The organism is Ruegeria sp. CDSC052 (assembly GCF_059610685.1).
Genome location: NZ_JBXWOB010000010.1, coordinates 84,756 through 99,061, shown reverse-complemented (window position 1 = coordinate 99,061; position 14,306 = coordinate 84,756). Strand labels below are relative to the sequence as shown.

13 protein-coding genes are annotated in these 14,306 nt (G+C 57.9%); 10 read left to right on the top strand and 3 right to left on the bottom strand.

Translation table 11 applies throughout. The features are described from left to right. Positions 1-19: 19 nt before the first annotated feature. From topA to tldD, 3 genes are all read right to left on the bottom strand, one after another. On the bottom strand, positions 20-2,653 hold the full coding sequence (gene topA / locus AC2FIM_RS15495) for a type I DNA topoisomerase (RefSeq protein ID WP_142637984.1): 2,634 nt from the start codon (positions 2,651-2,653) through the stop codon (positions 20-22). Between the two features lie 150 nt (positions 2,654-2,803). Then, complete coding sequence (gene dprA / locus AC2FIM_RS15490; protein WP_496678280.1) at positions 2,804-3,934, bottom strand: DNA-processing protein DprA; 1,131 nt, start codon at positions 3,932-3,934, stop codon at positions 2,804-2,806. Positions 3,935-4,172: 238 nt separating this feature from the next. Further along, positions 4,173-5,594, bottom strand: a complete 1,422-nt coding sequence (gene tldD, locus AC2FIM_RS15485) for a metalloprotease TldD (protein WP_142637988.1) — start codon at positions 5,592-5,594, stop codon at positions 4,173-4,175. 176 nt (positions 5,595-5,770) lie between these two features. Here tldD and coxB point away from each other — a divergent pair, with 176 nt between their 5' ends. From coxB to AC2FIM_RS15435, 10 genes are all read left to right on the top strand, one after another. Further along, positions 5,771-6,682, top strand: coding sequence for a cytochrome c oxidase subunit II (gene coxB, locus AC2FIM_RS15480; RefSeq protein ID WP_496678284.1), 912 nt, complete (start codon positions 5,771-5,773; stop codon positions 6,680-6,682). 87 nt (positions 6,683-6,769) lie between these two features. Continuing rightward, positions 6,770-7,726 (top strand): heme o synthase, encoded by a 957-nt coding sequence (gene cyoE / locus AC2FIM_RS15475; protein WP_271950501.1) that lies wholly within the window; start codon positions 6,770-6,772, stop codon positions 7,724-7,726. Continuing rightward, complete coding sequence (locus AC2FIM_RS15470; protein ID WP_185956706.1) at positions 7,723-7,884, top strand: cytochrome c oxidase system small membrane protein; 162 nt, start codon at positions 7,723-7,725, stop codon at positions 7,882-7,884. The genes cyoE and AC2FIM_RS15470 overlap by 4 nt, the downstream gene beginning before the upstream one ends. After that, on the top strand, positions 7,884-8,459 hold the full coding sequence (locus AC2FIM_RS15465; RefSeq protein ID WP_142637994.1) for a cytochrome c oxidase assembly protein: 576 nt from the start codon (positions 7,884-7,886) through the stop codon (positions 8,457-8,459). The genes AC2FIM_RS15470 and AC2FIM_RS15465 overlap by 1 nt, the downstream gene beginning before the upstream one ends. Before the next feature lie 22 nt (positions 8,460-8,481). Further along, positions 8,482-9,297 carry a cytochrome c oxidase subunit 3 gene (locus AC2FIM_RS15460; protein ID WP_142637996.1) on the top strand — a complete coding sequence of 272 codons (816 nt, stop codon included), beginning with the start codon at positions 8,482-8,484 and terminating at the stop codon, positions 9,295-9,297. 155 nt (positions 9,298-9,452) lie between these two features. Next, on the top strand, positions 9,453-10,130 hold the full coding sequence (locus tag AC2FIM_RS15455) for an SURF1 family protein (protein ID WP_271950497.1): 678 nt from the start codon (positions 9,453-9,455) through the stop codon (positions 10,128-10,130). Beyond that, on the top strand, positions 10,127-11,515 hold the full coding sequence (gene thrC / locus AC2FIM_RS15450; protein ID WP_496678287.1) for a threonine synthase: 1,389 nt from the start codon (positions 10,127-10,129) through the stop codon (positions 11,513-11,515). The genes AC2FIM_RS15455 and thrC overlap by 4 nt, the downstream gene beginning before the upstream one ends. Then, entirely contained in the window at positions 11,512-12,774 is a 1,263-nt protein-coding gene (locus AC2FIM_RS15445; RefSeq protein ID WP_142638002.1) for a M16 family metallopeptidase, read from the top strand. Before thrC ends, AC2FIM_RS15445 begins: the two co-directional genes overlap by 4 nt. Then, positions 12,774-13,358, top strand: a complete 585-nt coding sequence (locus AC2FIM_RS15440; protein ID WP_496678290.1) for a GNAT family N-acetyltransferase — start codon at positions 12,774-12,776, stop codon at positions 13,356-13,358. The genes AC2FIM_RS15445 and AC2FIM_RS15440 overlap by 1 nt, the downstream gene beginning before the upstream one ends. A 104-nt stretch (positions 13,359-13,462) precedes the next feature. Next, complete coding sequence (locus AC2FIM_RS15435; protein ID WP_496708223.1) at positions 13,463-14,281, top strand: MBL fold metallo-hydrolase; 819 nt, start codon at positions 13,463-13,465, stop codon at positions 14,279-14,281. Positions 14,282-14,306 lie beyond the last annotated feature (25 nt).

Genomic DNA, 14,306 nt, shown 5'->3' with positions numbered 1-14,306 from the left:
CGAAGGGTGGTATTTCTACCTAACCGGCCTTCTTGGTTGTCTTCTTGGCGGCTTTTTTCTTGGGCGCCGCCTTTTTCTTGGTCCCTTTCAGGGCCGCGCGCTCATTGACCAGTTCGATGGCCATTTCCTGCGTTACGTCCTCGGGTTTGATGTCCTTGGGAATGGTCGCGTTGACCTTTTCCCACTTCACATATGGACCATACCGCCCATCCAGAACCTGCATTGCGCCACCATCGGGATGTTCCCCCAGTTCTTTCAGCGCTTTGGCCGCAGCCCGGCGTCCGCGCCCCGGATTGGAGCGCTTTTCAGCAAGCAATTCGACCGCGCGGTTCATACCGATCTCGAACACGTCATTGGGGTCTTTGAGGTTTGCATAAACCGGTTTGGCCTCATCCGCCAGCTGGTGCATCAGATATGGTCCGAACCGCCCGAAATTCGAGCTGATCATACCGCCCTCGGGGTGCTCACCAATCTGGCGGGGCAGGGATAGCAATGTCAGCGCCTTGTCCAGATCCATATCATCCTTGCTCCAGCCACGTGGCAGCGAGGCGCGCGGAGGTTTCTTGTTCTCAGGCGTTGGCTCTCCACGTTGAACATAAGGTCCGAACCGACCGGTCTTCAGCCAGATATCATCACCTGAATCTTCACCCAGCAGGCGCTCTTCACCCTCGGCACCTTCACCGGCGATAGGACGGGTATAGGTGCATTCGGGATAGTTGCCACAGCCGACGAACCCGCCAGTGCGTGAAGTTTTCAGGTGCAACTGGCCCGCGCCGCATTTCGGACAGACACGCGGGTCAGATCCATCCTCGCGTGGCGGATAGAGCTGCGGTGCCAGTGCTTCGTCCAGTTTGTCCAGCACTTCGGAAATGCGCAGTTCCGATGTCTCGCCAATCGCGGCCGAGAAGTCGCGCCAGAATTTGCTCAGCAGATCCTTATAGTCCCGATCACCTGCACTCACATCGTCCAGCTGTTCTTCCAGATTGGCGGTGAATTCATAACCGACATACTGACGGAAGAAGTTCAGCAGAAAAATCGTGACGATCCGCCCCTTTTCTTCGGGGATCAGCCGGTTCTTGTCCTTGCGTACATATTCCCGGTCCTGAATCGTTGTGACAATCGAGGCATAGGTCGACGGTCGCCCGATCCCCAACTCTTCCATCCGCTTGACCAGCGTCGCCTCGGTATAGCGCGGCGGCGGTTGAGTGTGATGTTGCAGCGCCAGAACTGATTCATTGTCTGACAGAATAGCCTCTTTCGCGGCCCGGTCCGTGCCATCGCTTGTCGCTTTGGTGAACTGATCCCGCAACGTGGTTTTAGAGAACCGTGCAGGGTCGCCCTGCATGATCTGGGGGAGGCGTTTGTCATCCTCATCGGCGACATCATCGCGGCCTTCTTCATAGACACGCATGAACCCGTCAAACATCACCACCTGACCGGTCGCGCGCAGGCCAACCTGCCCATCTTCGCTTCCGATTTCGACAGTTGTGCGTTCCAGCCGGGCAGCGGCCATCTGGCAGGCAATGGTGCGTTTCCAGATCAGGTCATAGAGCTTGCGCTGATCGTCGTCCGTTACCTTCAGCGCTTTGGCATCGCGGGTCATATCCGTAGGCCGGATGCATTCGTGGGCTTCCTGCGCGTTCTTTGCCTTGTTCTTATAAATGCGAGGGCTGTCCGGCACATATTCCGCGCCATAGCGGTCGGCGATGGTCTCGCGCGTAGCCGCCACGGCCTCGGGGGCCATGTCGATGCCATCGGTTCGCATATAGGTAATGTAGCCGGCCTCATACAAGCGCTGTGCCACTTGCATCGCGTGACGCGCACCCATGCCGAACTTGCGGCTGGCCTCTTGCTGCAGGGTCGAGGTCATGAAGGGTGCGCTGGGATTTCGAGCGGCGGGTTTCGCCTCGACCGAAGTGACACTGAGCGCGCGGCTGGTGATCGCCTGCACCGCCAGTTCGGCCTGGGTTGAGTTGGACAGATCGTGCTTGTCCAGCTTTTTACCGGCCAGTGTGACTAGGCGTGCCTCATAGGTCTGACCACGGGGTGTTTCGAACAGGGCGCGCACCGACCAGTATTCCACCGGTTTGAACGCCTCGATTTCCATCTCTCTCTCGACGATCAGGCGCAGGCAGACAGACTGCACGCGGCCTGCGGATTTTGCACCAGGCAGTTTGCGCCACAAGACGGGCGACAGGTTGAACCCCACAAGATAATCCAGCGCACGGCGGGCCAGATAGGCCTCGACAAGTGGCATGTCCACCTGACGGGGGTTTCGCATCGCCTCGGTCACTGCGTCCTTAGTGATGGCGTTGAAGGTCACCCGGCTGACAGGCGTATCCTTTTTGATCGACCGGCGTTTGGTCAGTGCTTCCTGCAAATGCCAACTGATCGCTTCACCCTCACGATCGGGGTCGGTGGCGAGGATCAGGGCGTTGTCTTCTTTCAGCGCGTCGGCGATGGCTTTGACATGTTTGCGGCTGTCGTTTCCGACCTCCCATTTCATCGCAAACTCATCCTCGGTATCGACCGAGCCATCTTTGGGCGGCAGATCTCGAACATGGCCGTAAGACGCCAGAACCGTGTAGTCCGGGCCAAGATATTTATTGATTGTTTTGGCCTTGGCAGGGGATTCTACAACAACTACAGGCATTTAAGGGGAAACCTCGCTCGACGGAATTGGCGCCTTCTATGAGTGTGCAAGATGTGTAGGGCAAGAGCGAATTGTCAATGCGTTCCTTTGAAAGCAAGGATTTATAGGCGATTTCAATGGGATACATGTGTAAGATTGGATATCCAACACTCAGGCGGTCAATGACAGAAGACCCCCGGGTTGGCGTTGAATACGTCCGTCCAGTTCCAGATCGACCAAAACCGGGGCAATTTCACCCGCCGTTGCCTCAACATCGCGGATCAACTGGTCTTCGGCGATAGGAGAGGGGCCGAGCCGGGTCAGAATTAGGCGTTCCAGGTCATTGGTTGAGCATGGTGTGCGGGGTAATTTCTTTTGGAGCATTTGCTGGGGTTCGAATAGGTTCGCTTGCTGCGGTAGCGCTTCGATCACATCTTCTGCAGACCTTATCAAAGTAGCACCGTCGCGGATCAGCAGGTTGCAGCCAGCCGCGCGTGCGTCAAACGGGTGTCCGGGCACAGCCAGAACATCGCGCCCCTGGTCCAAGGCGTCGCGCGCTGTAATCAGGCTGCCGGATTTGGCGGCGGCTTCGACCACAATAACGGCCTTTGCCAGGCCCGAGATGATCCGGTTGCGACGCGGGAAATGGCGCGCCTGTGGCGTGACGCCCATGGGTTGCTCCGAGACGCGCAGCCCGGAACCTGCGATTTCAGCGGCAAGATCGGTATTTTCAGCAGGGTAAACCACGTCGACCCCCCCCGCCATAACGGCGATGGTGCCTGTTTCAACCGTGGCTAGGTGCGCCGCGGTATCAATCCCGCGGGCCAGGCCAGAAACGATCACATAACCCTGTTTTCCCAGATCGGTCGCCAATCCGCGCGCCATTCGCGCGCCCAGAGATGAGCAGTTGCGGGCACCGACCATAGCGACCGAGGGGCGCTGTAAAAGAGAGGTGTCACCGATTGCCCACAACATTGGCGGAGCATCATTCAGATCATGTAAAGCGGATGGGAAATCGGCGGACCCTAGGCACAAAAGCCGCGCATTGGCAGCTTTTGCGGCCTTGAGTTCCGCCTCAATCACGCCGGGCGGGCAGATTTCATACCCTTCTATTCCGGCAGCGCGTGCCATTTCCGGCAGCGCGGCCAGCGCATTCTGCGCCGAGCCATGTTCGCGAAGCAGCCGCCGAAACGTCGCCGGGCCCACTTTGCGAGAACGCAACAGACGAAGCCAGGAAAACCGATCCTCTTCCGTGGTGGGTGGGAGTGTGGGGTGATTGGAAGAAAGCTGCTCTTCGGTCATCCGTTGCTCCGTCTGATTGCAGAACTGGTTTACGGCTGCCAGGGTTAACAGCGTGTGAATCCCGTCAAATTTTCCGGATATATTTCGAGGCTCGGGTGTCTCAGTTGCGTAGGTTGTTGAAAATCAACGGCAAAAAATACAGCCGAGTCGGAAGTCGGAAAACACCTCTCCGCAAAGTATCAATGCATATCCAAAGCGGGCGTTAACCCTGCGCTTTGGAAGCAGTGACCGATTCTAATTAGGCCGCCGATCCGCCAATCGTCAGCCCATCCATCAGGACCGTAGGTTGGCCAACGCCCACAGGCACCCATTGACCATCCTTGCCGCAAGTGCCCATTCCCGGATCCAAGGCCATGTCGTTGCCCAACCCGCGAACGCGTTTGAGGGCAGAGGGGCCATCGCCAATCAATGTTGCCCCTTTGACCGGCGCGCCGATTTTGCCGTTTTCAACCCGGTATGCCTCGGTACAGGAAAACACAAATTTGCCGTTGGTGATATCCACCTGACCGCCGCCAAAGCCTACGGCCCAGATGCCATCCTTTATATCGGCTACCAAAGCGGCGGGATCGGCATCGCCACCCAGCATGATTGTATTTGTCATCCGTGGCATTGGTTTATGGGCATAGCTTTGACGCCGCCCATTCCCGGTTGGCGCAACACCCATCAGACGGGCGTTCTGGCGATCCTGCATATATCCGGTCAGGATGCCGTCTTCGATCAGCACCGTGCGCGAACTGGGTGTGCCCTCATCATCGACGCTGATTGATCCGCGCCGGTCGGCGATTGTGCCGTCATCAACGACCGTGACGCCTTTGGAGGCGATCTGTTGACCCATCAGCCCGGCAAAGGCGGAACTGCCCTTGCGGTTGAAATCCCCTTCAAGGCCGTGGCCAATTGCTTCGTGCAGCAAGATGCCAGGCCAGCCAGGGCCCAGTGCTACCTCCATCACGCCCGCAGGGGCGGGAACAGCCTCGAGGTTGACCATGGCGATGCGAAGGGCCTCGCGGGCTTTATCCTGCCAGTCGGTTGGGTCGATCAGCCCGTCCAGGCCGATCCGGCCACCTCCACCGGTCGAGCCGCTCTCACGACGGCCGTTCTGTTCCACGATGACCGAGATATTCAACCGGGTCATGGGGCGGACATCGCGGACCAGAATGCCGTCAGGGCGCAGAATCTCAACTTCCTGCACCGCAGCAGCAATAGTGGCGCTGACCTGTACTACACGCGGATCAAGATCACGGGCAAAGGCGTCAATCTCGCGCAATGTTTCGATTTTGACGGGGAAACTGGCAGATTCGATAGGGTCTTCGTCTGTATAAAGGCGCTTGTTGGTGGCCCGGGGGGCATCAGCTAGCGTTCCGCCACCATCACCGACCGCCAGCCGCGCGGTCTCGGCGGCCCGTTTCAGGGCAGGAATCGAGACGTCCGTTGAATGCGCATAGCCTGCCACTTCGCCCTGTACGGCGCGCAGGCCGAAACCTTCGGACGCGTCATAAGAAGCGGTCCGCAAGCGCCCGTCATCAAAGACCAGAGACTCGGATTTCCGGCGTTCAACGTACAGTTCTCCGTCCTCGGCCCCGGCGGTGGCGGATTGCAGTACCGCAAGCGCTTCGTCATGTGGAAGAGCGCTTTCAAACGGGCGAAACGGGTCGTTGGGCATCTCTTGGGACCTTTCGAGTTTGATCCAGATCAAAAATAGCGTCTGTTTGACGCAAGCATTTTGCTTTATCTACCCGCAGGAATATGGTTTTTAACGCGGCCAAAGACAACGGGTGAGGTGTGGCCGATTCACACCTTTTCGCCAGGGACGCAAAGATCAAACGATCAGGACAGAAAATGAAGAACGCTTTGAAGCTTTCGGGGCTTATGACAGCCCTCTCCAGCCTTCCCGCCATGGCTCAGGAGCTTGAGATTATCGGTCAGCCGATTGACGGCGGCATAGGATTCCAGCCTGCAGCCACAAGCCTTGCCGAGGGGATTCATCGCCTGGATAATATGATTCTGGTGATTATTACCGCGATCTGCATATTCGTTGCGGGCCTGCTGGTTTACTGCATCATGCGTTATAATCAACGCGTCAACCCGACCCCGGCGCGATTCTCGCACTATACTCCGGTCGAGATCGTCTGGACGTTGGGTCCGATTCTGATTCTAGTATTCATCGGTGCTTTCTCTCTGCCGGTTCTGTTCAAGCAGCAGGAAATTCCCGAAGGTGATGTCGTTATCAAGGTTGTCGGCAACCAGTGGTATTGGACATATGAGTATGTCGATCACGATTTTGCATTCGACAGCTATCTGCTCGGCCACCCAGCCACGTTGGACGAAGGTACTCGCCCCGCCGATGCGGACGTGACGGCATTTGTCCTGGATGACGCGATGCGGGCCAAGCTGGCAGACGCAGGGTATAGCGACGATGAGTGGCTGCTGGCCACCGACACAGCGGTTGTTGTCCCGGTTGGCAAGGTCATCGTGATGCAAGTTACTGCGTCCGACGTGATCCATTCCTGGACCATTCCGTCCTTCGGTGTGAAGCAGGACGGTGTACCCGGACGCCTGGCTGAGCTGTGGTTTGAGGCCGAAAAGGAAGGCATCTATTTCGGCCAGTGTTCGGAACTGTGCGGCAAGGACCATGCCTATATGCCGATCACTGTCAAAGTTGTCAGCCAAGAGGCGTATGACGCTTGGCTGAAAGGTGCGATCGACGAGTATGCGGGCCTGCCGCAGAACTATCAGGTCGCTTCGAACTGATTTCAGTAAGGGTGGGATGCGTCCCGCCTGCTACTAGATGCAGGCTGTGCGAGAGATCGCACAGCCTTCGCCCCAAAAGGACCCGAGATGAGCGACGCAAGCATCAATGCAAGCCAAACGACCGCCCAAGCGTATGCGAATGAGGCCAGCTTTGGCGATTACTTCGCCCTGCTGAAGCCGCGCGTGATGTCGCTGGTTGTATTCACGGCGCTTGTTGGTCTGCTGGCAGCGCCGGTACCGGTACATCCGTTCGTTGGGTTCTGCGCGATATTGTTCATTGCCATCGGAGGTGGCGCATCCGGCGCGCTGAACATGTGGTGGGATGCAGATATCGACCGCGTTATGAAGCGCACCAAAGGTCGCCCCATACCGTCGGGCAAGGTACAAGAGGGCGAAGCGATGGCCTTGGGCCTGGCACTGTCCGGCCTGTCGGTGATCATGCTGGGTCTTGCAACCAACTGGTTCGCCGGAGCCTTTCTGGGCTTCACCATCTTCTTCTATGTCGTTGTCTACACGATGTGGCTCAAGCGCTCGACGCCACAGAACATCGTGATTGGCGGCGCAGCTGGGGCTTTCCCGCCGGTCATCGGCTGGGTCGCTGCAACCGGATCCATGTCCGTCGAACCTTGGCTGATGTTTGCCCTTACCTTCATGTGGACGCCGCCGCATTTCTGGGCGCTGGCCCTGTTTATGCGGTCGGATTACGACGATGCGGGTGTGCCGATGTTGACGGTAACCCATGGTCGGCGGGCGACGCGCTGGCATATTCTGGTCTACACCGTTCTGCTGGCAGTGCTTGCGATTGGAACCGGCTTTTCGGCAATCGGCGGCCCGATCTATCTGACCGTCGCTATTGTACTGAACGCGTTGTTCCTGCGCGGAGCATGGGCAATCTCGCGTCGGACCGAGGATGACTCCGAGGCTGATAACTTCAAAGTTGAGCGTGGCTTTTTCAAGCTCTCGCTGCTGTATCTTTTCCTGCATTTCGGCGCGATCCTTGCCGAAGCACTGCTGAGGCCTTACGGGCTGGGAGGCTGGGCATGAGCCTGCGCAAAAGCCATGAGTTGCATCAACGTCGGTTCAGCCGAAATCTGGGCGTTGGCCTGACGCTTGCTGCATTCATCGTGCTGATCTTTGGGCTGACGATCGTCAAAGTCTCAGGGACCGATTTTAACAGGGCCATGCAAGAGGTGCAGAACTGATGGCGCTCACGGGGCCGCAAAAAACCGTCGTGCAAACCGTCGGCGTTGTTGTTCTGATGGGCAGCCTCGCCTGGGCTTCGGTACCGTTTTACGACTGGTTTTGCCGGGTCACCGGGTATGGCGGCACAACCGGAGTGGCTGAAGCCGCGCCAGAGGACATCCTTGAGCGCACTGTTACCGTTCGCTTTGACGCCTCAAAGGCGAAAGACATGGCCTGGGAATTTAAGCCGGTCGAGCGCCAGATGGAAATCCGCATCGGTGAAACGGGCCTGGCCTTCTATGAGGCATATAACCCCACGGACCGCCCGATTGCCGGTCAGGCGTCTTACAACGTTGCGCCTTATTCGGCCGGTGGGTATTTCCAGAAGATCGCCTGTTTCTGTTTTGAAGAACAGGTGTTGCAACCCGGAGAACGGGTTCAGATGCCGGTGAGCTTTTTCGTCGATCCCGAAATGGTCGAGGATCTGGAAGCCAAATATGTGCATACGATCACTCTGTCGTATACATTCTACGAAATTGACCTGCCCGAGGGCTATGCCGCCCTTGATGTTCAGGCTGATACAAACAAGAACTAACGCCTGTAGGTGAGGGACGCTGATGGCACACGCAAAAAATCATGATTACCACATTCTGACCCCTTCGATCTGGCCACTGATCGGCGCTGCGGGCGGCTTTGTGATGTTGTTCGGGGCCGTCCTCTGGATGCACGGCGTCACCTCCTACATGTTCTGGGCCGGTCTTGTCGCGGTTCTTTACACCATGTTCGCCTGGTGGTCCGAAGTGGTGGCCGAAAGCCGTGTAGGCGATCACACGCCGGTCGTGCGCATTGGCCTGCGCTATGGGTTCATCCTGTTCGTGATGTCCGAGGTGATGTTCTTCTTCGCCTGGTTCTGGTCGTTCTTCAAACACCGCATGTACCCGATGTACGACTATGCGGGCACCGAGTACATCCAGCCGGATATCCACGCGGTTGACCCGTTCCACTTGCCGCTGATCAACACGCTGGTCCTGCTGCTTTCGGGCTGTGCCATCACCTGGGCGCACCACGCGCTGGTGCATGACAATGACCGCAAGGCGCTGATCAACGGCCTCGCTATTGGTATCGTTTTGGGCATCGCCTTTACCGCTCTGCAGGGCTTTGAGTACTACGAATTGCTGGCCCATGAGGGCTGGAAATTCGGTGGTGATCAGTTCTATTCGAACTTCTTCATGGCAACCGGCTTTCACGGCTTCCACGTGATTATCGGCACCATCTTCTTGTCGGTCTGTTTGATCCGGGCACTGAAGGGTGATTTCACGCCGGAAAAGCACGTCGGTTTCGAGGCCGCGGCCTGGTACTGGCACTTTGTTGACGTTGTCTGGCTGTTCCTGTTCTTCGCAGTCTATATCTGGGGACAAGCCCCTTTGATCTGACGTCGGACCGGTAACAAAATTGCAAAAGCCGCCCCCAAGGGCGGCTTTTTCTCTATCAGGGTGCAAGATTGCACCCGATACAAATGGGTGGTTGCAATTCAGTTCACACCGCCCTTAACAAGACGCCGGTTTCTGCAACAAGGTTTGACCCCGCCATGCGCCGCATAACTTTCCTGCTGATCTTCGGGCTCGCCGGTCTGGGCGTACTTGTATCGCTGGGCGTCTGGCAGCTACAGCGGCTTGGGTGGAAACAAGACGTGTTGGCCGAGATTAACGACCGGATCTCTGCCGAGCCTGTTTCCCTGCCGCAGCAGCCTTCCGAGACACGGGACAAGTACCTACCGGTTTTCGTCCAGGGTGAGATGCAGCCGGGTGAAATCCATGTTCTGGTTTCGGTGAAACAAGTAGGCGCTGGCTATCGGGTTATCCAAGCTTTCGATACTGGCGACCGGACTATTCTGGTCGATCGCGGTTTTATCCCAACCACTGCCAAACAGGTTGAAAGACAAACCGGGCAGATCGAACTGACGGGCAATCTGCACTGGCCGGATGAGATCGACGGCTATACGCCCGAGCCAGATGTGGATGCCAATATCTGGTTTGCCCGCGATGTTCCCAATCTTGCTGCAGCTCTGGGAACCGACCCGGTTCTGGTAATCGCACGATCCCGGACCGATCCGAATTTGACACCTTTGCCGGTGAATACAGCAGGCATCCCGAATGATCACCTGGGGTACGCAATCACATGGTTTGGCCTGGCTTTGGTCTGGGCTGCGATGACTGGTTATTTCCTGTGGCGCGGTCGCGCCCCATCAGAAAGTGAAGCGCAATGAAATATGTCTCAACCCGCGGGCAGGCGCCCGAACTGAGTTTTGAAGAGGCGATGCTGACCGGGCTGGCCCGCGACGGAGGCCTGTATCTGCCCGCTGAAATCCCGGTCTTGAGCCACGATGAAATCGCCGCGTTGGCAGGACTGTCTTATGAGGACATCGCCTTTCGCGTGATGTGGCCCTATGTCAGCGGATCATTTGGGGAAGATGAGTTCAAACAGATCATTGCCCGCGCCTATAAAGGGTTCGGCCATGACGCCCGCGCACCGTTGAAGCAGTTGAACGAGAACCACTTCCTGCTGGAGTTGTTTCACGGCCCGACACTGGCCTTCAAAGACTTCGCCATGCAGCTAATCGGTCAGTTGTTCCAGGTGGCGCTGAAGCGTCGCGGGGATCGGGTGACTATCGTGGGCGCGACCAGCGGTGATACCGGTTCGGCCGCGATTGAGGCGTTCCGGGGGCTGGATGCGGTAGACGTGTTTATCCTGTATCCGCATGGCCGCGTTTCCGAGGTGCAGCGTCGTCAGATGACCACACCTGCGGACAACAATGTGCATGCTCTGGCCGTCGACGGGGACTTTGACGACTGTCAGGCCGCGTTGAAGGATATGTTCAACGATTTCGACTTCCGTGACGGTGTGAAACTGGCGGGGGTGAACTCGATCAACTTTGCCCGCGTGCTGGCACAGATCGTCTATTACTTCTCAGCCGCGGTCAGCCTTGGCGCGCCACATCGCAAGGTCAGCTTTACCGTGCCTACGGGTAATTTCGGGGACATCTTTGCGGGCTATCTGGCCAAACGCATGGGCTTGCCGATTGACCGGTTGGTAGTGGCGACCAACCAGAATGACATTCTGCATCGGTGTCTGGTAGGCGAAGGGTATTTCAAGGGAGACACGATCCCTTCGATCAGCCCTTCGATGGATATTCAGGTCAGCTCGAACTTTGAACGGGCGCTGTATTATGCCTATGACGAGGATGGCAATTCTGTGGCTCAGCTGATGGACGAGCTGAAGACGGGCGGCTTCAATGTCAGCCAAGGCGCGATGGAAGCGTTGCGCGAAAGCTTCGACTCGGGCCGCGTGTCCGAAGAGGAAACACTGGCGACGATCACAGCCACGCTGGCCCACAGCACCGAACTGGTCTGCCCCCATACTGCCGTGGGTATCAAAGTTGCCGAGGAGCACCGCGACGCGAACGTCCCGATGATCACTTTGGCGACCGCACACCCGGCCAAGTTCCCGGCTGCGGTCGAGAAGGCGAGTGGCGTACATCCGCCTCTTCCCTCTCGCATGTCTGATCTGTATGAACGTCCGGAACGGGTGACCCGCATCGCCAATGATCTGGGCGCCCTTGAGGATCATATCAAAGGGCATATCGCCGAGTGACTGTCAGACAAGACCAACTGAAGAACGGCTTCCGTATCGTCAGTGAACATATGCCGGGGCTGCAATCTGCGGCCATAGGCATCTGGGTAACCGCCGGTGCGCGCAATGAGCGGATCGAACAGAATGGCATAGCCCATTTCCTTGAGCATATGGCGTTCAAGGGAACCAAACGGCGATCCGCGCTGCAAATTGCCGAAGCGATCGAGGATGTGGGCGGGTATATCAACGCCTATACTTCGCGCGAGGTGACGGCCTATTACGCGCGCGTTCTAAAAGACGATGTGGCGCTGGCGATGGATGTCATCGGTGACATCGTCCTGAACCCGATCTTCGATCCGCGCGAGATTGAGGTCGAACGCGGTGTGATCCTACAGGAAATCGGTCAGGCCTATGACACGCCCGACGATGTAATCTTTGACTGGCTGCAAGAGCAGAGCTATCACGACCAGCCCCTGGGCCGGACCATACTTGGCCCCACTGAACGCGTCAGCGCATTCTCGCGCGAGGATCTGTCGGGTTTCGTGGCCGAGCATTATGGCCCTGAACAGATGATCCTATCCGCTGCTGGTGCGGTTGATCATGATGCACTGATGAAAACGGCCGAAGAGATGTTTGGTCACCTGCAACCACGCAAGGGTTTGATCCCTGAAGTGGCCCGATTTACCGGTGGTGAGGCGCGGCAGGAAAAAGAACTGGAGCAAGCTCATTTCGCTTTGGCGCTGGAAAGCCCCGGCTATCGCGACGACGCGATCTATACCGCGCAGATTTATTCGACCGCGCTGGGCGGGGGTATGTCTTCGCGCTTGTTTCAGGAAGTTCGGGAAACACGCGGGCTTTGCTATACGATCTTTGCCCAGGCCGGCGCCTATGCCGACACGGGCACTACCACGATCTACGCGGGCACATCTGCGGATCAGATCGGTGAGTTGGCGACGATCACCATTGACGAAATGAAGCGTGCCGCCGAGGATATGAGCCCCGAAGAGGTCGCCCGTGCTCGTGCGCAAATGAAGGCCGGAATGCTGATGGGGCTGGAAAGCCCCTCGAACCGGGCCGAGCGTCTGGCGCGTCTGGTGCAGATCTGGGGACGGGTGCCGTCGCTTGAGGATACAGTCGCCAAGATTGACGCGGTCAGCACCGAAGATGTCCGCAGCTTTGCCGAACAGATAGCAGCACAAGCGCCAGCGGCGCTGGCGCTGTATGGTCCGGTATCAGGTGCACCCACACTCGCGGACTTGCAGGAGAGGCGCGCGGCGTGATGCTTCTGGGCAGACGCAAGCTGAAACTTGAAACCGAGCGGCTCAGCTTGCGCCCGCCCGTGCACTCCGATTTTAACGACTGGGCGGCGCTGCGACGCTCGTCCAAAGACTTTCTGACCCAGTGGGAGCCGATCTGGGCCTCGGACCACTTGAGCCGGAAATCCTTTACTAACCGTGTCTACTGGGCGCAGCGCTCGGTTGCGAGTGGGACGGCGATTCCGTTATTTCTGTTCCGGCGATCTGATGACCTGCTGGTCGGTGCGATCACCCTGGACAATGTGCGCCGTGGCCCAGCACAGGCGGGGACCCTGGGCTATTGGACGGGCCAGGCCTTTGCTCGCAACGGGTATATGCGCGAGGCTATTGGCGCGGTGGTCCATCATGCCTTCACGCGTTTAGACCTGAGCCGGATCGAGGCGGCCTGCCTGCCCGAAAACAAACCCTCGCGCGGATTGCTGGAAAGCTCGGGCTTTAAATACGAAGGCGTGGCGCAGTCCTATCTGCAGATTGACGGGCGCTGGCGAACGCATGTGTTATATGCCTGTCTGCGGTCGGACCGGCGCGGGAAGACAGAAGCGGGGTAGGTGGCCTCGGTGAGGCCATTGGGGCTCTGCCCCAAACCCCGAGGTATTTTTGGCCAGATGAACTAGGGGCATGACTTGGCGAGCTCTTGCGCTACAATCACGTCATGCGCTGGGTGGTTTTTGCATTGATGGTGATCTCGGGCGGGGCTGTGGCGCAGGAGCGTCGGCCAAGCCATTGCATCGCCATTGCGGATGCGGCGCCGGGGATCGAGTACCTGCATAAAGCAGCCTGGCAGGATCCGGTGCCGGAGCATTCGGTTCGGATCAGCTATGTCGCGCATGCGTCTTTCCTGATCCAGACGCAGGGCGGGTTGAACGCCGTGACGGATTTCACCGGGTTCATCGGCGGGGCCAGTCTGATTCCCGATGTGGTGACGATGAACCACGCCCATGGCACCCATTGGACCGAATACCCCGATCCCGCCATTCCGCATGTGCTGGAGGGGTGGGGCGTGTTCGGGGAGGGGATCGAACATCATCTGGATCTGGACGAGATGCTGGTGCGCAATGTCTCGACCGATATCCGTTCTGTTTATGGCGGGGTCGAAGAACGTGGCAATTCGATCTTTGTGTTTGAGGTGGCGGGCTTGTGTATCGGGCATCTGGGTCATCTGCACCACGTCCCATCGGACGCGCAATTTGCGGCCCTTGGGCGGTTAGATGTTGTCATGGCCGCCGTTGATGGCGGGACGACCATGCCGCTGCCCGAGATGATCTCGGTTCTGAAACGATTGAAAAGCTCGGTCATTATTCCGATGCATTGGTTTTCGGACTATTCGCTGGATCGGTTTCTGGCGGATGTCAGGGGCGATTTCCCGGTTGAGCGCGATGGCGTGTCGGAAATCACCGTATCCCTGCGCTCACTTCCGGATCGGCCAACGGTGGTTGTGTTAGAGCCGCAATACCTGATCGAGTTGGAATAGGGCTTGTCGGGACCCGTTGCCTTGG